This window comes from Rhodoferax sp. U11-2br (assembly GCF_018619435.1).
Classification (GTDB): Bacteria; Pseudomonadota; Gammaproteobacteria; order Burkholderiales; family Burkholderiaceae_C; genus Rhodoferax.
The window spans coordinates 135,010-157,765 of sequence record NZ_JAHFZF010000004.1; the positions used below are offsets into that span (position 1 = coordinate 135,010).

Consider the following 22,756-nt stretch of genomic DNA (forward strand, 5'->3'; position numbering starts at 1 on the left):
GCCTGCGCAAGGCATCAGGCTTTTTACAGACGAACCACTGACTGCTTATTCTTATGTCCCGTCGTCGCGTAGTTGTCACCGGTCTCGGTTGTGTCAGTCCCGTTGGAAACACGGTCGACACCACTTGGGCGAATCTGCTGGCTGGTCAATCGGGCGTGGGCCTGATCACCAAGTTTGACGCTTCCACTTTCAGCTGCAAGATCGCAGCCGAGGTCAAAGGGTTTGACATTGAAGCCTACATGAGCGCCAAGGAAGCGCGCACCATGGACACCTTCATCCACTTTGGTATTGCCGCCGCCGAGCAAGCCGTCGCTGATGCGGGTCTGCCCCGGGGTGATGCCTTGAGTGAAGAACTCGCCACGCGCATTGGCTGCGTCATTGGCTCGGGCATTGGTGGTCTGCCGATGATCGAGGGCATGCACGCGGAGTACATGCAGCGCGGTGCGCGTCGTATTTCGCCGTTTTTTGTGCCTTCCACCATCGTCAACATGATCGCCGGTCATGTGTCGATCCGCTGCGGCTTCAAGGGGCCGAATTTGGCCATCGTCACAGCCTGCACCACCGGTCTGCACTGCATTGGTCAGGCCGGACGCATGATCGAGTACGGTGACGCCGATGTGGTGGTCGCCGGTGGTGCCGAGGCCACCATTTCGCCGTTGGGTGTGGGTGGTTTTGCCGCGATGCGTGCTTTGAGCACCCGCAACGACGACCCTGCTACCGCCTCACGCCCCTGGGACCGTGACCGTGACGGTTTTGTGCTGGGAGAGGGCGCTGGTGTGATGGTGCTCGAAGAATACGAACACGCCAAGGCCCGTGGCGCCAAGATTTACGCTGAACTCGCCGGTTTTGGCATGAGTGGCGATGCCGGTCACATGACCGCCCCCAACATGGACGGCCCGCGCCGTGCCATGCTGATGGCCATGCAGAACGCCGGTGTCAACGCCGACCAGGTCAACTACGTCAATGCCCACGGCACCTCGACCCCGCTGGGCGATACCAACGAGTCCAACGCCATCAAGGCCGCTCTGGGTGATCACGCCAAGAAGGTGGTGGTCAATTCCACCAAGTCGATGACTGGCCATTTGTTGGGTGGTGCGGGTGGTCTGGAATCGGTGGTGACCGTGCTGGCGCTGCACCACCAGAAGAGCCCGCCGACCATGAACATCTTCAACCAGGACCCGGATTGCGACCTGGACTACTGCGCCAACACGGCGCGCGACATGAAGATCGACGTGGCCATCAAGAACAACTTTGGTTTTGGTGGCACCAACGGCTCGTTGGTGTTCAAGCGCGCTGCTTGATCCCACTGACTGCGGGATTCGCCTCTTTCAGCCTTTTTTCCTGATGCACAGCGCCCCAGCGGTCAGCTACCCGGTGGGGCGTTCGTCTTTCTACGGCGCTGTGCTGGCTGGGCTTCATGGTTTGGGTGCCTGCGTGCTGCTGGCCTGGGCGGTGAATACCGACACACCCAGGCTTGGGCATCTGCTGGGTGGCTTGCTTTGGTTGAGCAGCCTGGTGCTGGCCCTGTGGTCCTGGCGGCACACGTCCAACGGCACACTCACCTGGGACGGCCAGCAATGGATCTGGACGCTGGGGGATCTGTCGCACCCCGTGACCCTGCGGGTGACGCTGGACCTGCAACACCTGATACTGATGCAATTGCGCGCCCAGGACGCGGCCACGCAGTGGGTCTGGCTAGAACGCTCGGCCGCACCTGCGCGCTGGCGACCCTGTCGGCGTGCGGTGTTTGCGCGCCAGCCCGCACAGCCGACTGCTGATGCCGACTGGGTGGCACCATGACCGTCAACACACCGACGCCAGACACTGCCATGCCACGCGAGCCCGACAGTGATGTGGTGCTGGTTGAGCGCGCGCAGGCCGGTGACCAGCGGGCGTTTGAGTTGCTGGTCATCAAATACCAGCGCCGGGTGGAGCGGCTGATTGGCCGCATGGTGCGTGATGTGGACCTGGTCGAAGACATTGCCCAGGAAACCTTCATCCGTGCTTACCGGGCCTTGCACCAGTTCCGTGGTGATGCCCAGTTCTACACCTGGCTCTATCGCATTGCGGTCAACACGGCCAAGAAATTTCTGCTCGAATTGAAGAGAGACCCCACCGTCTCGGACAGCGCGCTGGCGCCCAAAGACGATGAGGATGAAACTTTCCGGCCCAAAAACGAACCAAGCACAGACGAGACACCGGAGTCGGTGTTGGCGGCCAAGGAAATTGGCCAGGCGGTGAGCCAGGCGCTGGCCGAGTTGCCGGACGATTTGCGTCAGGCCATCAGTTTGCGGGAGATGGATGGTTTGACTTACGAAGACATTGCCCAACTGATGGCGTGTCCGATTGGCACCGTGCGTTCGCGGATTTTCCGGGCGCGTGAGGCCATTTCTGCCAAGGTGCGTCCGCTGCTTGAGCGGCAGACCGGTAAACGTTGGTAAGGGGTGTGAACATGAAGCAGTTGGAACGGTTTGAACAAAACAGGGGCGAGGTACCTCATGTCTGATCACACGCAACACAACAGCGAAAGGCTGTCCGCCCTGATGGATGGGGCGCTGGAGGGTGAAGATGTGGCGCGCGCGCTGGATGCGTTCGCCAACGATGTCTCGGTCGATGACACCTGGGATACCTACCATCTCGTGGGCCAGGCGATGCGCGCCTCTGGCGAGCCTTTGCAAGCGCACGACCCGGCTTTTCTGGCGCGCTTGCGCTTGCGGCTCGCCGAAGAAACTCCTGAATCAGTAGCTGTAAGCCCTTTATCAATAAGGGCGGAAGGCCAAAAAGTCTTAAAAGAAGCGGCCAACGATCCCTGGTGGCGGCGTGTTGCCGGTTTGGCCTCGGTGGCCGTCGTGGGGCTGCTGGCCTGGCAGGGGCTGGTTTGGATGGGACCGGGCCAACCAACCGAGGCGACGCTGGCGCAGCAATCTGCCGCACCAGCGACCAGGGGGGCACCGCAAGCGCTGGTCAGTGCCGATGGTGGCTCGCCGCTCATGATCCGCGACCCGCAGCTCGATGCCTTGTTGGCGGCACATCGCCAGGTCGGCGGTGCCACCGCCTTGCAGATGCCAGCGGGTTTTCTGCGCAATGCCACTTTCAGCGAGGACAAACGTTGAGACCTTGGCGCGGGGCTGCTGTTGGCTTGCTGGTGGCGCTGGCCCAGTTCGGGCTGGCGGCGCAACCTGCTACGCTTGCGCCACCCGCCGAGGCCCCTGGCGCGGACATCGAGCGCTGGCTGATGCGCCTGCATGAGGCACCGCGCAACCGCGCTTACGTCGGCACCTTTGTGGTCACCGCTGGCAGTGACATGTCGAGCGCGCGCATCTGGCATGTGGGGGACGGTGAACGCCAGATGGAGCGGGTCGAGTCGCTCACAGGCACGGCGCGCACCACCTTTCGGCGCAATGACGAGGTGGTGACCTTTTTGCCCGCAAACCGCACTGTGGTGCATGAAACCCGCGAGGCACTGGGCTTGTTTCCCAATCTGCTGAAAAAAGCCGATGCCTCGGTGCCCCGTTATTACCGGCTGCGCAGCATCGGCCAGGGCCGTGTGGCCGGGCTGGAGGCGGACATTGTGCAGTTGCTGCCGGTGGATGGGCTGCGTTTTGGCTACCAGATCTGGACCGAGCAAAAAACTGGCCTGATGCTCAAGTTACAAACCCTGGACACCGGCGGCAAGGTGCTGGAACAGGCGGCTTTTTCAGAGCTGCAGCTCGAGGCGCCGGTGAGCATGGCCAAGCTCAAGGCCTTGATGGACAACACCCAGGGTTACCAGGTGGTCAGCCCGCATCTGTTCAAGACCACGGCGCAAGAGGAGGGCTGGGAGCTTGGTACCGCCGTCCCCGGCTTTGCGCCGATGCGTTGTTACCGGCGTGGTGAGGGGGCTGCTGCGCCTGGGCGCAGTGCCTTGCAATGTGTTTATTCCGACGGTCTGGCCTCGGTGTCCCTGTTTGTGGAGCCGTTTGAGTCCAACCGCCATGCGCGCATGTTGTCGGCCCATCCGCTGTCGCTGGGGGCCACCAGCCTGCGCGTGCGCCAGGTCGGGCCGTGGTGTATGACGGCGGTGGGCGAGGTACCGGCGCAGACCTTGGACCGCTTGATGCAAGCCTTTGAAAAAAAGCGCTGAACCCCAGATATGTTGTTGTTTTGTTATCAGAAAAGGTCAGACATGATGCACTTGAATTGGAAACGCTCGTATGCCTGTGTCCTCAGCGGCGCGTTGATGGCCACGGCCCTCACCGCCCTGGTGCCCACCACGTCAGCCTGGGCGCAGGCTGCCAGCCTGCCGGATTTTGCCGATCTGGTGGAGCGCACCAGCCCCTCGGTGGTGAACATCCGCACGCTGGAGAAAGTCAGCGCCGCCACAGACCAGGCGCCGCAGATGGATGAAGACATGCTGGAGTTTTTCCGTCGTTTTGGCATCCCCATTCCCAACATGCCGCGCCAGGCGCCGCGCAACCAGCAGCAGCAACCGCGTGACGAAGAGCAGCCGCGTGGTGTGGGTTCGGGCTTTATCCTGACGGCCGACGGCATGATCATGACCAATGCCCATGTGGTCGAAGGTGCTGACGAGGTGGTGGTGACCCTGACCGACAAGCGTGAGTTCAAGGCCAAGATCATTGGTTCCGACAAGCGCAGCGACGTGGCTGTGGTCAAGATCGAGGCCACCGGTCTGCCGGCCGTCAAGGTCGGTGACGTGGGGCGCTTGCGCGTGGGGGAATGGGTGGTGGCGATTGGCTCCCCCTTTGGCCTGGAAAACACCGTGACCGCTGGCATTGTGAGCGCCAAGCAGCGCGACACCGGCGACTACCTGCCCTTCATCCAGACCGATGTGGCCATCAACCCGGGCAACTCGGGCGGGCCGCTGATCAACATGCGCGGTGAGGTGGTGGGTATCAACAGCCAGATTTATTCGCGTTCGGGCGGCTCCATGGGCATCTCTTTCTCGATCCCGATCGACGAAGCGGTGCGTGTCAGCGAGCAGTTGCGTGCCACCGGCAAGGTGACACGGGGCCGCATCGGGGTGCAGATTGACCAGGTGTCCAAAGAGGTGGCCGAGTCGATTGGTCTGGGCAAACCCCAGGGTGCCCTGGTGCGTGCGGTGGAAGCCGGTGCACCAGCCGACAAGGCGGGTATCGAGGCCGGTGACATCATCATCAAGTTTGATGGCAAAGCGGTCGAGAAGTCCTCCGACTTGCCGCGCATGGTGGGCAACACCAAGCCGGGTACCAAGAGCACGCTCACAGTATTTCGCCGGGGTGCCACCAAGGACATCGCTGTGACGATTGCCGAGATCGAGGCGGACAAACCCGCTGTCAAGGCCAATTCCAAGTCGGCCAAACCGCCCAAAACCTCTGCGGCGCAAAGCTTGGGTCTGGTGGTGTCTGATCTGAACGAGGCAGCCCGCAAGGAGCTGGGTGGCAAAGGAGGGGTGCGTGTTGAGAGTGCCACAGATGCCGCGGCCCGTGCCGGTTTGCGTGAAGGCGATGTCATTGTGGCGCTGGCCAATGTGACGGTGAGCAATATGCAGGAGTTTGAATCGGTGCTGACCAAGCTCGACAAAACCAAACCGCTCAGTGTGTTGTTCCGCCGGGGTGAATGGTCGCAGTACACCGTGATCCGGCCTCTGAAATGATGTGTACAACCGGTGCGAAAGCTTGGGATAAGCTGTGATCAAGCCCTCGCACCGGCTGCCTATCTGGCGCCCCCGGGCCATGCGCGGGTGACGGCGCGCTTTTTCCTTACAATACAGCCCCGGCTCTCTTTGAGGCCGTCAGAAGCTTGGACCAGGGCGCGTCGTTTATGACCGCGCCCTTTTTTCTGTTCCCACGGTTTTCACACACTTTGTCGGTTTGCCCGAATGAATCACATCAGAAACTTTTCGATCATTGCCCATATTGACCACGGCAAGTCAACGCTGGCTGATCGCCTGATCCAGCGCTGCGGTGGCCTGCAGGAGCGCGAGATGGAAGCCCAGGTGCTGGACTCGATGGACATCGAGAAAGAGCGCGGCATCACCATCAAGGCGCAGACTGCGGCCCTGCAGTACAAGGCCAAGGACGGCAAGACCTACAACCTGAACCTGATCGACACCCCCGGCCACGTGGACTTTTCCTACGAGGTGAGCCGTTCGCTGTCGGCCTGTGAAGGCGCCCTGCTGGTGGTCGATGCCAGCCAGGGGGTGGAGGCGCAAACCGTGGCCAACTGCTACACCGCGCTCGACCTCGGTGTGGAAGTGGTGCCGGTGCTCAACAAGATCGACTTACCCAATGCCGACCCGGACAACGCCCGCTCGGAAATTGAAGATGTGATTGGCATTGACGCTGCAGATGCAATCGTCTGCTCGGCCAAAACCGGTCTGGGCATCGATGACATCCTGGAGGCGGTAGTGGCCCGTGTGCCCGCACCCAAAGGCAATCCTGACGCCGCTTTGCGCGCGATGATTATCGACAGCTGGTTTGACAGTTATGTGGGTGTGGTGATGTTGGTGCGGGTGGTCGATGGCCGCTTGGCCAAGGGCGAGCGCATCAAGATGATGGCCACCGGCACCACTTACAACGCCGACAGCCTGGGTGTGTTCACCCCGGCCAACCAGCCGCGTGAAGCGCTCGAAGCCGGTGAGGTGGGTTACATCATTGCCGGCATCCGCGAGTTGCAGGCGGCCAAGGTGGGTGACACCATCACCCTGATCCGCCCCGGTACCGGTGGTGCGGCGGCGACTGCGGCCGAGCCTTTGCCCGGTTTCAAAGAGATCCAACCGCAGGTGTTTGCCGGTCTGTACCCGACCGAAGCCAATCAGTACGAAGGCCTGCGTGACAGCCTGGAGAAACTCAAGCTCAACGACGCCTCGCTGCATTACGAACCCGAGGTGTCTCAAGCACTCGGTTTTGGCTTCCGCTGCGGCTTTTTGGGCCTGTTGCACATGGAAATTGTGCAAGAGCGCCTGGAGCGCGAGTTTGACCAGGACCTGATCACCACCGCGCCCAGCGTGGTCTACCAGGTGGTGCAGGCCGATGGTACGGTCAAGATGGTGGAAAACCCGTCCAAGATGCCCGATCAGGGCCGCCTGGAGGAAATCCGCGAACCCATCGTTACCGTGCACCTGTACATGCCGCAGGAGTATGTGGGCCCGGTGATGACCCTGGCCAACCAGAAACGCGGTGTGCAGATGAACATGGCCTACAAAGGCCGCCAGGTGGTCTTGACCTACGAAATGCCGCTCGGCGAGATCGTGATGGACTTCTTTGACAAGCTCAAGAGTGTCTCGCGCGGTTACGCCTCGATGGACTATGAGTTCAAGGAGTACCGCACTGCCGACGTGGTCAAGGTCGACATCCTGCTCAACGGTGAGAAGGTCGACGCCTTGTCGATCATCGTGCACCGTTCACAGTCGGTCTACCGGGGCCGCGCGGTGGTGGGCAAGATGCGTGAGGTGATCTCCCGCCAGATGTATGACGTGGCGATCCAGGCCGCCATCGGGGCTAACGTGATTGCCCGTGAGACAATCAAAGCGCTGCGCAAGAACGTGATCGCCAAGTGTTATGGCGGCGACATTTCGCGCAAACGCAAGCTGCTTGAGAAACAAAAAGAAGGCAAAAAACGCATGAAGCAAATTGGCTCGGTCGAGGTGCCCCAAGAGGCATTCCTGGCCATTTTGAAGGTGGATGCGTGATGCAAGCTCTGACTTCCCTGATCCTGGCGACCTTTGTCGCCTACATCGGCGCCTGGTATGTGGGTTTGGTCGAAGGCAACTTTGCCCTGCTGCTGTTTTTGGCCACGCTGGTCACCGGCATCTACTGGCTGGCCGAGCGTTTTTACTTTCTGCCACAGCGCCAACAAGCCGCCGCCGAGCTGGAGGCGCAAACCCTCAAGCGCAACGAAGAGTTGAGCAAACTGGGCATCAGCCAGGTCGATGGCAATGTGACCGAGGCCAAAACCAAGTTGCTGGCCCAACCGTGGTGGCTGGATTGGACCGCGGGGCTGTTCCCTGTGATCATTGCGGTGTTTGTGCTGCGCTCGTTCCTGTTTGAGCCGTTCAAGATCCCTTCGGGCTCAATGATCCCGACCCTGCTGGTGGGGGATCTGATCCTGGTCAACAAGTTCGAATACGGCCTGCGCCTGCCGGTGCTCAACACCAAAATCACCGAGGGCACTGCCCCCAAGCGCGGTGATGTGATGGTGTTTCGTTACCCGCCCAAACCCAGCCTGGACTACATCAAGCGTGTGGTGGGTGTGCCAGGTGATGAAGTGGCTTACCTGAACAAACGCCTCACCATCAATGGCAAAGTTCTTGAGACCAACGCGGTGCCCGAGTTTTTTGACGAAGACAGCATGCGTTACTTCAAGCAGTTTGAGGAAAACCTGGGCAGCGTCAAACACCGTGTGCTCAACGACGACAGTCGCCCGGCTTTTGTGCCCGGCGCCGATGAGTTCCAGTTCAAGCAGAACTGCCAATACAGCGTCGAAGGTGTGGTGTGCAAGGTGCCTGAGGGCCACTACTTCATGATGGGTGACAACCGCGACAACTCGCTGGATTCGCGTTATTGGGGGTTCGTTCCTGACAAGAACATCGTTGGCAAGGCATTTTTTGTCTGGATGAACTTTGGTAACCTCAAACGTATTGGTTCCTTCAATTGATCAGGAGACATCCATGACGCGCTTCGTCACATCAGGTCAACGGGGTTTCTCGTTCATCGGCTTTCTGTTTGTGGCTGCGGTGCTGGCTGTGACCGGTGTGGTGGTGGCGCAGATCATTCCGACGGCGATTGAATACCAGGCGGTGCTCAAGGCTGCACAAAAGGCTTCTGAAGGCAACACGGTAGTCGAAGTGCGCAGCATTTTTGACAAGGCCGCAGCCATTGACAACATCAGTTCGGTCAGCGGCAAGGACATCGATGTCACCAAGGAAAACGACAAGGTGGTGGTGAGTTTTGCCTACCAGCGTGAAATCCACCTGGCTGGCCCGGCCTATCTGACGATGAAGTATGCGGGTCGATCCAAGTAGTCCAGGCAACGGGGATCGGGTTTGAGCGCCGCCGATCTGGCAGCGTTGCAACAGCGCCTGCAGTACAGCTTCTCTGACCTCAGCCTGCTCAAACTGGCCACGACACACCGCAGTTATTCTGCAGACCACAACGAGCGCCTGGAGTTCCTGGGGGACTCTGTGCTGGGGATGTGTGTGGCGGACCTCTTGTACCAGCGCCTGAGTGCGCTGCCTGAGGGCGATTTGTCACGCGTACGGGCTGGTCTGGTGCGCCAGGAAGCCCTGCACCCGCTGGCGGTGAAGCTGGGTTTGCCCGAGATGCTGTTGCTGGGTGAGGGCGAATTGCGCTCCGGCGGGCAAAAGCGCCCATCCATTCTGGCGGATGCGCTGGAGGCGGTGATTGGTGCGGTGTATCTGGATGGTGGTTTTGCAGCAGCACAAGCCTTGGTCAAGCGGCTTTATGCATCGCATGAGATCAGCCCGGCCATGGCCGCTATGGGCAAAGACCCCAAAACCGAGTTGCAGGAATGGCTGCAGGCCCGGCGTATGAAAGTGCCCAGTTACAAGGTGCTGAGCACCCTGGGTGCGGCCCACAAGCAGACCTTTGAGGTCGAATGCGAAATTGCCGAAATGCATCTGAGCGCGCGGGGTTCTGGCGGTACCCGTCGCGCGGGTGAACAAGCCGCCGCCACCGCCATGTTGCACACACTCAAAACCAAAGGCGCCCAATGAGCACTACAAAAAACAAAGCTACTGAGCCAGACGACACGGGGGCTACAACCCCAAATGATGTGGAAGCGATGCTGGCTGGCCTGCACCGCGACATGCGCCCGGCCGGACCGCAACTAGCGCCGGTTGAGGGCCAGCGCTGTGGCCTGATCGCCATCGTGGGCAAGCCCAATGTGGGCAAGTCGACCCTGCTCAACGCGCTGGTGGGGCAAAAGATCAGCATCACCTCGCGCAAGGCACAAACCACGCGCCACCGCATCACCGGCATGCACACCGTGGGGCCAACGCAGTATGTGTTTGTCGACACCCCCGGTTTTCAGACCATCCATGGCAATGCGCTCAACAAGTCACTTAACAAAACGGTGGTGGGTGCGGTGGCCGATGTGGACCTGATCCTGTTTGTGGTGGAGGCGGGTAGCTTCACCCCGGCCGATGCGCGGGTGCTGGCGCTGCTGGGCAAGAACATCCCAACCTTGCTGATCGCCAACAAACTTGACAACGTGCACCGCCGTGGCGACATCGCGCCCTGGCTGCAGGAGATGCAGGCCAAACACGCCTTCACCGAGTTTGTGCCGATGTCGGCCAAGAACAGCAAGGATATCGAGCGCCTGCTCGACATCTGCGCCAAGTATCTGCCCGAACAAGCCTGGTGGTACGCCGCTGACGAGCTGACGGACCGCAGCGAACGCTTCATGGCCAGCGAGATGGTGCGCGAAAAGCTGTTCCGCCTGACCGGTGACGAGTTGCCCTACACCTCCACCGTGGTGATCGACAAGTTTGACGAAGAGCCACCGGCCAAGAAAGGCCAGAAACGTCTGCTGCGCATCGCCGCGACCATTGTGGTGGAGCGTGATGGCCACAAGGCGATGGTGATTGGTGACAAGGGGGAGCGCATCAAACGCATTGGCATGGAAACCCGGGTCGAACTCGAGAAACTGCTGGATTGCAAGGTGTTCATCGAGATGTGGGTCAAGGTGCGCTCTGGCTGGGCCGACGACGAGGCGCGGGTGCGCTCGTTCGGTTACGAATAGGCCTGGGGCAGCGTTGTTGACGGGTGCCAAAAGTAACAAGGCGGCTTGCGCCGCCTTGTTAACCCATTTGCTGTTGACCGGGTCATCCGACCAGACCGTTGATGGCGTAAGGCATCAGCGGGACCAGGCTGATGGCCGCAACGGCCCACAAAACAGCACGATCCAGATTCCGCAGCGTGGCTTCATTCATGATGTACTCTCCTGGTTAAAAGTTGAACTACCCGGTCATAAATTTACCGCATGTTTAATTTGATAATGATCAGGATGCATTTTTACCCATGATTCTTTTGGGGTTTTTTCCCGGTGGCCAGCAAACGCATCTCTGACGAACCCGCCTTTGTGCTGCACCGGTATGACTGGAGCGAAACCAGCCTGATCCTGGAGGTGTTCACGCGCCACCATGGGCGTCTGGCGTTGGTGGCCAAAGGGGTGAAACGGCCGAGTTCGAGCTTTCGCCCGATCCTGCTGCCCTTGCAGCCACTGCACCTGGCCTTTGGCGGAGATGCCGAGATCAAGACCCTCAAAGCCGCCGAGTGGCAGGGCGGCCACGTCATGCCCACCGGTGACGCCCTGATGTCGGGTTATTACCTCAATGAGCTGCTGCTGAACCTGTTGGCGCGTGAGGACCCGCACCCGGTCTTGTTTGACCTGTATGCCAACGTGGTGGCGGTGATTGCCAGCGAACACGGCGAGGTGCTGGAGTCGGCCCTTCGTGCGTTTGAGCTACTGCTGCTGCGCGAGGTGGGTTTGTTGCCGCTGCTCGATGCCCAAACCATGACATTGCTGGCGCTGCACCCCGAGGAGTCCTACAGCCTGGTGCCCGAAGGTGGCCTGCGTCAGGCCGGAGAGGGTGACCGTGCCAGTTTGACCGGTGCCCAGTGGGCCACGCTGCAACAGGTGTTGGGTGCACGCGTGGCCTTCACCACCGTGCTGCGCGCCTGTGCCGAGGTGGCCTCAGCGCTCAAGCCGCAGCTGCGCAACCTGCTCAATTACCATTGTGGGGTGAGTGCCCTGCGCACCCGCCAAGTGATGATCGATTTGCAAAACCTATGAAAACCACCGCACTGTCCGTCAACCTCAACAAAGTCGCCACCGTGCGCAACACCCGTCACCTGGGCATTCCCAGCCTGACCCGTGCTGCCACCCTGTGTTTACAAGCCGGTGCCCATGGCATCACCGTGCACCCGCGCCCGGACGAGCGCCACATCCGCGGCACCGACGTGACCGAGCTGGGCACCTTGTTGCAAGCCTGGCCCGACCGTGAATACAACATCGAAGGCAACCCGCTGCACAACCTGATGGACGTGGTGGGGAATCTGGTCGCCCTCAAGCTGCCGGTGCACCAAGTGACCTTTGTGCCCGACGGCGAGGGCCAGTTCACCAGCGACCACGGCTGGACGTTTCCGCAAGACGCCGAGCGCCTCAAGCCGCTGATCGACCAGGCCCATGCCTGGGGTGTGCGCGTGAGCCTGTTCATGGACGCTGAGCCTGCGGCCATGGCCGCCGCCAAGGCGGTGGGGGCGGATCGGGTGGAGCTCTACACCGAGCCCTATGCCGCCGCCTGGGGCACCGCGCAACAAGCCACCCAGCTGGCGCGGTTTGCCCGGGCCGCGCAGGCCGCGCTGGACGCTGGCCTGGGTGTCAACGCCGGCCATGACCTCAGCCGCGACAACCTCACCCCCTTTTTGAGCCAGGTGCCAGGCATCAGCGAGGTGTCGATTGGCCATGCACTGATTGCCGATGCGCTGGAGCTGGGGTACGAGGTCACCATCAAGGACTACCTGCGCTGCATTGCCCAGGCCCAGCCGTCTCACAGCCCGGCCTGAACGGCACCTTGACAGGTTTCCAGACGTTCCATGATCTACGGCATTGGTACCGACATCTGCGACGTGCGGCGCATCCAGGCCAGTCTGGCGCGCCATGGCGAGCGTTTTGCCAAGCGGGTGCTCTCAGAGGCTGAATATGCCACCTGGCAGGCGCGTAGCCAGCGCTGGCCCGAGCGCGGTGTGCGTTACCTGGCCACCCGCTTCAGCGCCAAGGAATCGTTCTCCAAGGCCATTGGCTTGGGCATGGTGATGCCGATGACCTGGCGCCACTGTGAAATAGCCAATCTGCCCAGCGGCCAGCCGATGGTTGTGTTGCACGGTGCCCTGAAAGACTGGTTTGACAGCCGGGGTTTAAGTGCGCACATTACGGTGACCGACGAGACCGATTACGCCGCCAGCTTCTGCGTTGTGGAAGTGAATGGTTAAATTGGCATCCAGCCCTTATTCAAAAAGGGCTTATAGCTATCAAAAATGAGGAATATCCCATGAACTTTCATGCCCCCTTGATCATCGACATCGCTGGGACCGAACTCTCCAAAGTCGACAAAAAACGCCTGAAACACCCGCTGGTGGGGGGCCTGATTCTGTTCGCCCGCAACTGGGAAAGCCGTGCCCAGCTCACCGAGTTGTGCCGCAGCATCAAAAAGGTCCGCAAAGACCTGCTGATCTGTGTGGACCACGAAGGTGGCCGGGTGCAGCGGTTCAAAACCGACGGTTTCACCCATCTGCCGCCGATGTCGGCGCTGGGGGCCTTGTGGCGCCACCCCAGCAAGGCGCAAGAGGGCGCTTCGGCCATGTACGCCACCGCTGCCGCCACCGCCTGTGGGTATGTGCTGGGCGCCGAGTTGCGCGCCTGTGGTGTGGACCTGAGCTTCACCCCGGTGCTGGACCTCGATCACGGCGCCAGCGGTGTCATTGGTGACCGCGCCTTCGATGCCGATGCGCGGGTGGTCAGCCTGCTGGCCAAGAGCCTGATGTATGGCCTGCTGCAAGCGGGCATGGCCAACTGCGGCAAACACTTTCCTGGCCATGGGTATGTGCAGGCCGACTCCCACACCGACATCCCGATTGACACCCGCAGCCTGCAAGCCATTTTGAAAGACGATGCCGCGCCCTACCAGTGGCTGGGCAACAGCCTGGCCAGTGTCATGCCCGCGCATGTGGTCTACCCCAAGGTGGACAAACGTGCTGCCGGGTTCTCCAGCAAATGGCTCAACGACATCCTGCGTGGTCAGCTGGGTTTCACCGGTGTGATCTTCAGCGACGATTTGTCCATGGCAGGCGCCCGGGTGATTGACGGCCAGCCCGTCAGCACCACCCAGGCCGCGCTGGCCGCCCTGAACGCGGGCTGTGACCAGGTGCTGCTGTGCAACCAGTCGCTGGGCGACGGTGCCGAGATCGATGCCCTGGTTGAGGGCCTGACCAAGGCCCACTACCGCGGTTTATGGCAGCCGCTGGACGCCAGCGAAGAGCGCCGCTTGGCGCTGTTGCCGCGTGGTCCGGCCACCGCGTGGGACGACCTGATGGTGCAGCCAGCCTACATGCACGCGCTGGATCTGTTGCCCTGAGATTCAGGGCGAACGGTGCAGCCGTGGCGCCGACAACAAGGCGATCATGTCGGTGGTGGCGGCATCCACATTCGGGTGGGCTTTGAGCAGCCCACCGCTGGCCAGCAGCTTGCGCAAGTCCTGCAGGTCTTTCACGGTGGGGGCGACCTTGATCTGGGCAATCGCCGCGGTGCTGTTGCCGCCCTTGATCAGAGCCAGAACCTTGGGTGCCCAGATGCTTTGACGTGACATGCAGAATCTTTCTGTTGTTTTGAAAAAATAAGCGTGATTTTGGCATCCAGCCCTTATTCTGATTGGGTCAGTCACTACACTTAAAGAAGCATCTGACACGCCAGAGCGGTGCCACGCTGGCACCTGTGTTGGACAATCACGGCTCCCCATTTTCACTCACCCGCGTTCATGACCTCCAAACCTTCCAGCGGTGGCCTGGTGTACAGCACCGACAGTGGCCGCATGTGCCCGGCCTGCCGTCACCCGGTGGCCTCTTGTGTGTGTACCAGCGCCAAAGCCCGGCCAGCGGGCGACGGCATTGTGCGTGTCTCGCGTGAGACCAAAGGCCGCGCCGGCAAAGGCGTCACCCTGGTCAAAGGGTTGGCGCTGGACGATGCGGCGCTGGTGACTTTGGGCAAACAGCTCAAAGCCGCCTGTGGCTCGGGTGGCACCGTCAAAGACGGTGTGATCGAGGTGCAGGGAGACCACTGTGAACGTGTGATGGCGCTGCTGCAGGCGCAGGGCCACAAGGTCAAACGCGCGGGCGGCTGAACCAACCAACATCCACCCGATGAACCCCGAAGACCTGCAACTGCTGGTGACCCGCACCATGCCCTTTGGCAAACACAAGGGCCGCCTGATCGCCGACCTGCCGGGTGACTACCTGCGCTGGTTTGTCAACCAGGGCACGCCCAAGGGCGAGATTGGCCGCCTGCTGACCCTCATGCATGAGATCGACCACAACGGTTTGTCTGATCTGCTCAAGCCACTGCGTTAGGTTTGGTGCGCTGGTTGGGTCGGTGAGAGCGCCGAAGTTGCTTGAACAGGGGACTCGCACTCTGCTACCCTTGGTCTGTGCCGTGGTCCAAGGCTTGGGGCCACTGCGGGCACGGCAAGAGAGCGCAAAAATGATCACAGGTTCAGCGTTGGTTTGGCAGTTTGGTGGTGATGGGTTCATCACGCCAGTTGCGCCCGTTTCTGAGCGGGATGAGCTATGAAGTCCCTGCGCAAAACCTCGGCTGGATGGTGGGCTTCCGGGGTTTTGCTGGGTGGGCTGATGCTGACTGCTGTTTTTTGGCACCAGGCCCAAGCCACGGCCACCGCCGACATCCGGTCTGGCTTGCAGGCCGAGGCCGGTGACCTGAGCAACCGCATCGAGCGCAACCTGCGCGCCAATGCGCTGATGCTGATGGGCTTTGTTGGCTTGTTTGATGCCTCGGACCAAGTGACCCGCAGTGATTTTCAGCACTACTTTCAGGTGCTGCGCTCGGTCTCCACCACCCAGAGTTTTGTTGGCGTGGCCTATGTGGAACAGGTCAACGCCAAAAACCTGGACGCGCACCAGACCCGCTTGCGCCAGGATGGCCTGCCCGACTACCGCATCCAACCGCCAGGGGTGCGTGCGGTCTACACCCCCATCGTTTACATCCAGCCGCTCAATGAGGGCAACCGCCGGGCCCTGGGTTTTGACATCAGCACCGTGTCAGCGGCCCAGGTGGCGTTGATGCTGGCGCGTGACACCGGCCAGTTGGTGATGTCGGGCAAGCTCAGCCTCAAGCAGGACGAATGGCATCCGCAACCTGGTTTTGTCTTGTATGCGCCGGTTTACCAAGGCGCCGCAGAGCTGGGCTCGGTGGCGGCTCGCCAGGCCAGACTGGTTGGCTGGGTGGAGGCGCCGTTTCGCATGGCGGATTTGATGGGCACTCTGTTGCCGCAGGGACTGACCGAGCTGAGACTGCAAATCTATGACGGCCAGGATCTGTCTCCCGAGAGTTTGTTGTTTGACAGCGATGCCACGCCAGGCAAACCCTGGCAGGCGACAGAGCCTTTGATACAGCCACTGTCGTTTGGCGGGCGGCAATGGACGCTGGTTTTTCAGGCCCTGCCTGGTTATGGGCCACAGGCCGTTCGGCAACGTCCAGCTTTTGTGGCCATGACGGGGACGCTGCTGAGCCTGTTGGCCAGTCTGCTGACGGGGGTGGTGGTGCTGACGCTGTTTCGGCGTGAACAAGCCGTGTTGAGCCAGGCCCATGAGAACGAACGGCAGTCGCGTGACGCGCTGCGGGCCGAGAACGAGCGCAAGCTGCAGGACAGTGTCTGGGCCATGAGTGAAGCTCAGCGTATTGGACAGGTCGGCACCTATGTGCTGGACCTGCAGCGTGGCACCTGGCAGGGCTCCAGCGTGCTGGATGCCATTTTGGGCATTGACGACGGGTTCGAGAAAACCATGGCCAACTGGACCGGTCTGATTGCACCTTCGTATCGGCAAGCGCTGGAGGACTACTACGAGCGTGTGACCCAGGGCAGCGGCAGCTTTGACAAGGAGTACCAGGTGATTCGCCCGCTGGACCAGCAATTGCGCTGGGTGGCGGCGCGAGGTGAGTTGTCTCTGGATGCACAGGGCCAGCCGAGTTTGCTGCGTGGCACGCTGCACGACATCACCGAGCGCAAGCGCATTGAGCTGGAGTTGCAGAACCACCGTGATCTGCTGGAAGAGCGGGTAGCGCAAAAAACGCAGTATCTGCAACAGGCCTTGCTGGCGCTCAAGCAACAGAAGTTCATCCTGGATGAACACGCCATCGTCACCATCACCGATATCGAGGGCAACATCACCTACGGCAACGCCAAGTTTGCGGCCATCAGCGGCTACAGCCCGCAAGAGTTTCTGGGCAAGAACCACAGCCTGCTCACCTCGGGGGTGCACCCGCCTGGCTTTTTCAAGAGCATGTTTGAGTCCATCAACCGTGGCCAGGCCTGGCATGTGGAGGTGTGTGACCGCGCCAAGGACGGCCACCTGTATTGGACAGACACCACCTTTTTTGCTTTTTGCGACGCTCACGGGCAGCCAGAAAACTTCATTGCGGTGTCCACCGAAATCACCCAACGCAAAGTGGCGGAGCAGGCGCAGCAACTGGCGATGTCGATGCTTACGGCCACGCTGGAGTCCACGGGCGACGGCATTCTGGTGGTGGATCGCCAGCGCCACGTTGCCTTGTTCAACCAGCGGTTCATCGAGCTTTGGCGGGTGCCGTCCGAGCTGAAGGGGGTGCAGGACGACGATCAAATGCTGAGTTATGTCGTCGCCCAGACGCGCCATCCTGAGCAGTTTCTGACCAAGGTGCGGGCCTTGTACGACACCCCGGAGGTCTCCAGCGACGACATCATCGACCTCGCTGATGGGCGCGTGTTCAGACGCGTGTCTCACCCACAACGCATTGGGCAAGAGGTGGTGGGCCGGGTCTGGTCGTTCACCGACATTTCGGAGTTCAAACGTGCCGAGGCTGCTGCCAACGCCGCCAACCAGGCCAAGTCGAAGTTCCTGGCCAACATGAGCCACGAAATCCGCACCCCCATGAATGGGGTCATTGGCATGGTCGACATCCTGCTGCAGACGCCCTTGTTGCCCGACCAGAAACGCATGCTCGACACCGTGGCCCACTCCTCCCAGACACTGCTGTACATCCTCAACGACATCCTGGACTACTCCAAGATCGAGGCGGGGCAAATGGCGGTGGAACACATCGCCACCCCGCTGCGCGAAGTGGCCGACAGTGTGCTGCAGCTGATGCACAGTGCGGCCAGCGCACAGGGTGTGGTGCTGACGATGCAGATCGCCCACGACCTACCACCCGCCATCTACGTCGACCCGAACCGCTTGCGCCAAGTCTTGCTTAACCTGATTGGCAATGCCATCAAGTTTTCACCCAAAACGGGCAACTACCCGGCCAGCGTGATGCTGCAGTTGCTGTCTGGCGCCATGGACGACGGTCAGCCTGCCGTCCTGCTCCGGGTGGTGGACCACGGCATCGGGATTCGGCCGGAGGTGTTGGCCAAGTTGTTCACCCCTTTCACCCAGGCCGATGCCAGCACCGCGCGCCAGTTTGGTGGCACGGGCTTGGGTCTGTCGATTTGCCAGCGCTTGGTGGCGCTGATGGGCGGCCAGATCACGGTACACAGCGTGCCAGATGTCGGCTCGGAGTTCACCGTGGTTTTGCCCTTGTTAGAGGCTCCGTATGAACCCCCGTTGACTCCGGGCCCACAGCAGCCCAAGCCCCTTGTCTTCAACGCGGACGAAGCGGCAGCCAGCGGGCGCCTGATATTGCTGGCCGAAGACAACGAAACCAACCGTGAGGTGTTGCGTGAGCAATTGCGTCTGCTGGGCTACGCCGCTGATGCGGCGGTGGATGGCCTAGCGGCGCTGGCGCTTTGGCGCAGCGGCCGTTATGCCCTGTTGTTGACCGATTGCCATATGCCGCAGATGGATGGTTTTGCCCTGACCGCCGCCATCCGCGCCGAAGAGCCCCCAGGCCAGCATCACCCCATCATCGCGGTGACCGCCAACGCCATGGAGGGTGAAGCCCAGCACTGTCTGGCCAGTGGCATGGACGACTACCTGAGCAAACCCCTGCGTCTGCAAGAACTGGGTGCCATGCTGGCCAAATGGCTGCCGCGGGCGCCGACACCGGCTGCCGCCGATGGGTTTACCGTTGTGCCGTCGCACAGCGGCCCCCAGATCGAGACCGCAGCACCGCGCCCATTGGCGATCTGGGATGCCACCATGTTGAGTCAGCTGGTGGGCAACGCACCGGAGTTGCACCAGCGCCTGCTCGACAAGTTTTTGCACCATGCGAACGAACATGCCCGGGTGATTGACCAGGCCACGCAGGCGGGCGATACCCAACAAGCCGCTTTTGCAGCCCACACGTTCAAGTCCTCTGCCCGCACGGTAGGGGCGATGCAGCTGGGGGAGGTGTGTGAACAGATCGAGCTGGCAGGGCAGGCCAAAGATGTGGGCGCGTGCCTGGCGCTGGTACCGATGTTGCAGGCCTGCCTGGCGCAAACCCGATCACGTATTCTGGCGCGTGATCAGGGGCTGTAAACGGGTGGGCATTTCTTGCCCGCCCAATGGTCGGACAGCCGCTACGGCGGCCTCAGGTGCCGCGGCTTTCCTTGGTCACCAAAAAGATACCGGAGCACACCAGCACCAGGGCCAGCATGTTTTTCCATTCCAGAATGCTTTCACCCAGGAAAGCTGCGGACAGCAGGGCGCCAAACACCGGGATCAGGAAGTTGAAAATGGTCACCATCCCGACCCGGTTGTACTTGAGCAAAATGGTCCACAGCCCAAACGCGACCGAGGACATCAGCGCCAGGTAAAACAGCAGCGCCGAGGACTTCCAGGTGAAGCCGGTCAAGACCCCGCCAAACAGGTAACCCGCCAGCACCAGCACCACACCACCCAGCGCCAGTTGGTAGCCGGTCAGCACAATCGAATCCATGTCCTGCGAGACTTTTTTGCCGTAAATCGATGCGGCCGACAGGATGAAGGCCGCAATCACCACAAAACCTTCACCCAGCAGCGTGAAGTGGAAGTCCAGCAGACTCTTGTCGAAGTTGACCACCATCACGCCCACAAAACCCACCAGGCAGCCAATAGCCTTGTTCCAGCTCAGGCGGTCGTTTTTGTAGATGAAATGGGCCAGCAACACGCTAAAGAAGGTGCCGGTGGCGTTCATGATCGAGCCCTTGACGCCGGTGGTGTAGGCCAGGCCAATGTAGAAAAACACGTACTGCACCGCCGTCTGGGTCAGGCCCAGGGTGGTGATCTGGCGCAGCTTGTGCCAGCTCAGGTCAAAGATCGGGCGGCGTGTGGCCAGTGCCATGAGCAGCAGCAACACACCGGCAATCACAAACCGGTATCCGGCAAACACCATCTTGGTGGGAATGTCGTCGGCGGCAATGGCAAACAGCGCGTAGCCACTTTTGATGGCCGGGTAGGCACTGCCCCACAACATACAAGCAAAACACGCCAGCGCAATCACCACGTTGCGCCGGGAAAAATACGGATGCGTTTCCAAAAGCTACCTAACTGGGTCGACAAGAACAGCCAACGAGTGTAGTTGCTGACACGAATCTTTCAACGCGCGCTGTGCGGGTATCCCGCGCGCCCTTGCGGCAGATCAAGCCGGGGCGGGTCTTGCACCTGGTCCAAGGTGCGTTGCACCATCCACCCAATCCTAAAATCGGGGTTTATGACACTGCCCTTTGCGTACCAAAACCCCACTCTGCAGTTTGAACGGTTCATGGTCGACGCCCGCGACTGTGCCGGCCTGCCCACCACGAACATGGCCTGGAACATGGTGGTGGGTGTGTTGCACGCTTTTCGGTGGCGCCTGACGGTGCCTCAGGCGCTGTCTTTTGCGGCTGTGCTGCCGCCCATGTTGCGAGCGCTGTTCATTGAGGACTGGGACCTGGAACAATCGGCCCGGCCTTTTGGTGAAGCGGCCGACTGGCTGGCCGATGTGCGCTCCGTGCGTCACCGGCACAATTTTGCGCCGCCAGATGCGGTGGCCTCGGTGGCTACCGCCCTGCGCAGGCATGTGGATGCGCAGGCTTTTGAGCGTGTTCTGGCCAACTTGCCCCCGCAGGCCAGCCGTTACTGGCAACCCAAGGTGGCTTCAGCCGAGCCGCTTGGCCAGCAGCAGCTGTGAGTCCGATGCCTGCTCTCCAGGTGTTTGGTTTACTATATTTGTAATAGCTGCCAGCCCTTTATCAATAAGGGCTTGAGGCCAATTTCTCTGAAACCTGCAGGTGCAGCGCCCCAGGGCAGATGTCTGCCCTGACGCGGCTGAGGCTCAGCCGCCCGACTCAGAAGCTCTCCCACTCCTTTGAACCACCCGCTTTGTTATCGCCGTCATGGGTCAAGGCGGCTGCTTGGGGCGCTGCCTTGGTGGCGGCTTGGCGGCTGCTGGCGAGTTGCTTGGGGGTGTTGGGACTGACCGGGGTGGCCAGAGTGGGTGTTGGCGTGGGTGTGGTGTACCCGCTGTCCTGCCCTGCTGCCAGTTTGAACACAGCCACGGTACCCACCAGGTCTTGCGCCTGGCTCTTGAGGCTTGAGGCAGCAGCAGCCATCTCTTCCACCAGGGCCGCGTTTTGCTGTGTGGCCTGGTCCATCTGCTGGATGGCTTCGCCAATCTGGCCCACGCCCTGGCTTTGTTCGCTGCTGGCCGCACTGATCTCACCCATGATGTCGTTGACCCGGCGAATGGAGGCCACCACCTCGGTCATGGTGGCACCGGCCTGGTCGACCAGGCTGGTGCCTTGTTCCACTCGCTCTACGCTGGCGCTGATCAGGCTCTTGATTTCTTTGGCAGCTTCGGCACTGCGCCCGGCCAAGGAGCGCACTTCAGAGGCGACCACTGCAAAACCACGACCCTGTTCACCGGCGCGGGCGGCTTCCACGGCTGCGTTCAACGCGAGGATGTTGGTCTGGAAGGCGATGCCATCGATCACACTGATGATGTCGCTGATCTTGCGGCTCGATTCGTTGATGCCCTTCATGGTGTCAACCACCTGAGCCACCACTTCACCGCCCTTGATGGCCACAGAGCTGGCGTTTTGGGCCAGTTGGTTGGCCTGACGCGCGTTGTCGGCATTCTGTTTGACGGTGGAGCCGAGTTCTTCCATGGACGCGGCGGTTTGCTCCAGGGCGCTGGCCTGGGACTCGGTGCGTGAAGACAAGTCGTGGTTGCCTTGGGCGATTTCGGCGCTGGCGGTGGAGACTGATTCGGAGCCTTGGCGCACGTTGCTGACAACCTTGACCAAAGCCGCTTGCATACGTGCCAGATCGGCCATGACGCTGCTGCTGTCGCCGCTGCGCAAGGGCAGGCTCACGCTGAGGTCACCATCAGCCACACGGGCGGCCACCTCGGACAAAGCGCGGGGCTCGGCACCCAGGGCACGCGACAGGTCGCGCGTGATCAACCAGGCCACCGAGCCGCCAATCAGCAGCATCAGCGCAGCGCAGATCACCATCAGGAGGGCATCGGCGGCCGCAGAGGCCATCGCCTCTTTGGCCAGACTGCCTGCGAGTTCGTCCTGCAGTGCCCGTGAATCGTCCAGGGCCTTGAAGATCGGGATTTGCAAGGGAAGAACCTCCCCAATCAGCACGGCCCCCGCCCCGGTTTGTTGACCTGTTTCTGCCATGTCAATGACCCGGTCAATGGCGGCGTTGTAGGCGTCCCGGTTATCACGGGTGATCTTCAGCAGTTCAACGGCTTTGGGAACGACGATGCTTTTTTCCAGCTTGCTCTGGATATCTGCATTGACCGCACGCAGATCGGCTATTTTTTTCTTCTCACCTTCCTGGAAATCGGGATCGTTGATGATGACCGCGTTGCGAGCATACAGGGCGGCGGCGTTGTAGTTGTCTTTTAAGGTGCTGAACTGCGACACCTTGACCATGCGCTCGTTGGCCATCTGGTCCAACTGTGATGCCAGTGCGCGCATTTCCCACGCTGAAAAAGCAGCGATCACGATACCGATCAGAATCACCAGACCAAAACCCAATGCCAGGCGGGTGGCGATTTTTATGTTGCGTAAACTTGACAAAAAACTACTCCAAATAACGAA

General features: G+C 60.9%; 22 protein-coding genes. 19 read left to right on the plus strand and 3 right to left on the minus strand.

Annotated elements, in window-relative coordinates; translation table 11 throughout:
- Positions 1-53 precede the first annotated feature (53 nt).
- The 15 genes from fabF (at position 54) to nagZ (ending at position 14,134) form a co-directional block, all read left to right on the plus strand.
- The gene (gene fabF, locus KKO72_RS04245; protein ID WP_214935761.1) at positions 54-1,301 is read left to right on the plus strand and encodes a beta-ketoacyl-ACP synthase II; all 1,248 of its coding nucleotides are present in this window, start codon (positions 54-56) and stop codon (positions 1,299-1,301) included.
- A 43-nt stretch (positions 1,302-1,344) separates the two neighbouring features.
- Positions 1,345-1,800 carry a hypothetical protein gene (locus KKO72_RS04250; protein ID WP_214935763.1) on the plus strand — a complete coding sequence of 152 codons (456 nt, stop codon included), beginning with the start codon at positions 1,345-1,347 and terminating at the stop codon, positions 1,798-1,800.
- Positions 1,797-2,441: an RNA polymerase sigma factor RpoE gene (gene rpoE, locus KKO72_RS04255; RefSeq protein ID WP_214935765.1), complete on the plus strand. Its 645-nt coding sequence runs from the start codon at positions 1,797-1,799 to the stop codon at positions 2,439-2,441. The genes KKO72_RS04250 and rpoE overlap by 4 nt, the downstream gene beginning before the upstream one ends.
- A gap of 57 nt (positions 2,442-2,498) precedes the next feature.
- Positions 2,499-3,113 (plus strand): sigma-E factor negative regulatory protein, encoded by a 615-nt coding sequence (locus tag KKO72_RS04260; protein ID WP_214935767.1) that lies wholly within the window; start codon positions 2,499-2,501, stop codon positions 3,111-3,113.
- On the plus strand, positions 3,110-4,123 hold the full coding sequence (locus KKO72_RS04265; RefSeq protein WP_214935770.1) for a MucB/RseB C-terminal domain-containing protein: 1,014 nt from the start codon (positions 3,110-3,112) through the stop codon (positions 4,121-4,123). The genes KKO72_RS04260 and KKO72_RS04265 overlap by 4 nt, the downstream gene beginning before the upstream one ends.
- Before the next feature lie 42 nt (positions 4,124-4,165).
- Positions 4,166-5,632, plus strand: a complete 1,467-nt coding sequence (locus tag KKO72_RS04270) for a DegQ family serine endoprotease (protein WP_214935771.1) — start codon at positions 4,166-4,168, stop codon at positions 5,630-5,632.
- Positions 5,633-5,857: 225 nt separating this feature from the next.
- Positions 5,858-7,669, plus strand: a complete 1,812-nt coding sequence (lepA, locus tag KKO72_RS04275) for a translation elongation factor 4 (RefSeq protein ID WP_180132466.1) — start codon at positions 5,858-5,860, stop codon at positions 7,667-7,669.
- Positions 7,669-8,634, plus strand: a complete 966-nt coding sequence (gene lepB, locus KKO72_RS04280; protein WP_214935773.1) for a signal peptidase I — start codon at positions 7,669-7,671, stop codon at positions 8,632-8,634. The genes lepA and lepB overlap by 1 nt, the downstream gene beginning before the upstream one ends.
- A gap of 13 nt (positions 8,635-8,647) precedes the next feature.
- On the plus strand, positions 8,648-9,001 hold the full coding sequence (locus KKO72_RS04285) for a DUF4845 domain-containing protein (RefSeq protein ID WP_214935775.1): 354 nt from the start codon (positions 8,648-8,650) through the stop codon (positions 8,999-9,001).
- Positions 9,002-9,022: 21 nt separating this feature from the next.
- Positions 9,023-9,712 carry a ribonuclease III gene (rnc, locus tag KKO72_RS04290; RefSeq protein ID WP_214935777.1) on the plus strand — a complete coding sequence of 230 codons (690 nt, stop codon included), beginning with the start codon at positions 9,023-9,025 and terminating at the stop codon, positions 9,710-9,712.
- A 92-nt stretch (positions 9,713-9,804) separates the two neighbouring features.
- A complete protein-coding gene (gene era, locus KKO72_RS04295; protein WP_251140450.1) occupies positions 9,805-10,740 on the plus strand; it encodes a GTPase Era in 936 nt (311 codons plus the stop codon).
- Positions 10,741-11,043: 303 nt separating this feature from the next.
- The gene (gene recO, locus KKO72_RS04300; RefSeq protein ID WP_214935780.1) at positions 11,044-11,793 is read left to right on the plus strand and encodes a DNA repair protein RecO; all 750 of its coding nucleotides are present in this window, start codon (positions 11,044-11,046) and stop codon (positions 11,791-11,793) included.
- Entirely contained in the window at positions 11,790-12,566 is a 777-nt protein-coding gene (locus KKO72_RS04305; RefSeq protein WP_214935782.1) for a pyridoxine 5'-phosphate synthase, read from the plus strand. The genes recO and KKO72_RS04305 overlap by 4 nt, the downstream gene beginning before the upstream one ends.
- A 30-nt stretch (positions 12,567-12,596) precedes the next feature.
- Positions 12,597-12,992 (plus strand): holo-ACP synthase, encoded by a 396-nt coding sequence (gene acpS, locus KKO72_RS04310; protein ID WP_214935784.1) that lies wholly within the window; start codon positions 12,597-12,599, stop codon positions 12,990-12,992.
- Between the two features lie 59 nt (positions 12,993-13,051).
- Positions 13,052-14,134, plus strand: coding sequence for a beta-N-acetylhexosaminidase (gene nagZ, locus KKO72_RS04315; RefSeq protein ID WP_214935786.1), 1,083 nt, complete (start codon positions 13,052-13,054; stop codon positions 14,132-14,134).
- A 3-nt stretch (positions 14,135-14,137) separates the two neighbouring features.
- On the opposite strand, the gene KKO72_RS04320 is transcribed toward nagZ, so the two are convergent.
- Entirely contained in the window at positions 14,138-14,365 is a 228-nt protein-coding gene (locus tag KKO72_RS04320) for a hypothetical protein (RefSeq protein ID WP_078364059.1), read from the minus strand.
- 168 nt (positions 14,366-14,533) lie between these two features.
- Between KKO72_RS04320 and KKO72_RS04325 the strand changes: the two genes are divergently transcribed.
- The 3 genes from KKO72_RS04325 (at position 14,534) to KKO72_RS04335 (ending at position 19,223) form a co-directional block, all read left to right on the plus strand.
- Positions 14,534-14,896, plus strand: a complete 363-nt coding sequence (locus KKO72_RS04325) for a translation initiation factor Sui1 (protein ID WP_214935788.1) — start codon at positions 14,534-14,536, stop codon at positions 14,894-14,896.
- A gap of 19 nt (positions 14,897-14,915) precedes the next feature.
- Complete coding sequence (locus KKO72_RS04330; protein ID WP_078364057.1) at positions 14,916-15,122, plus strand: DUF3820 family protein; 207 nt, start codon at positions 14,916-14,918, stop codon at positions 15,120-15,122.
- 216 nt (positions 15,123-15,338) lie between these two features.
- A complete protein-coding gene (locus tag KKO72_RS04335; protein ID WP_214935790.1) occupies positions 15,339-19,223 on the plus strand; it encodes a CHASE domain-containing protein in 3,885 nt (1,294 codons plus the stop codon).
- Positions 19,224-19,275: 52 nt separating this feature from the next.
- Here the strand turns inward: KKO72_RS04335 and KKO72_RS04340 are convergent, their stop codons facing one another.
- Positions 19,276-20,202 carry a DMT family transporter gene (locus tag KKO72_RS04340; protein WP_214935792.1) on the minus strand — a complete coding sequence of 309 codons (927 nt, stop codon included), beginning with the start codon at positions 20,200-20,202 and terminating at the stop codon, positions 19,276-19,278.
- Positions 20,203-20,376: 174 nt separating this feature from the next.
- On the opposite strand from KKO72_RS04340, the gene KKO72_RS04345 reads away from it, so the two are divergent.
- Positions 20,377-20,835 (plus strand): DUF2267 domain-containing protein, encoded by a 459-nt coding sequence (locus tag KKO72_RS04345; RefSeq protein WP_214935794.1) that lies wholly within the window; start codon positions 20,377-20,379, stop codon positions 20,833-20,835.
- Between the two features lie 157 nt (positions 20,836-20,992).
- Here the strand turns inward: KKO72_RS04345 and KKO72_RS21240 are convergent, their stop codons facing one another.
- Positions 20,993-22,735 carry a methyl-accepting chemotaxis protein gene (locus tag KKO72_RS21240; protein WP_214935796.1) on the minus strand — a complete coding sequence of 581 codons (1,743 nt, stop codon included), beginning with the start codon at positions 22,733-22,735 and terminating at the stop codon, positions 20,993-20,995.
- Positions 22,736-22,756 lie beyond the last annotated feature (21 nt).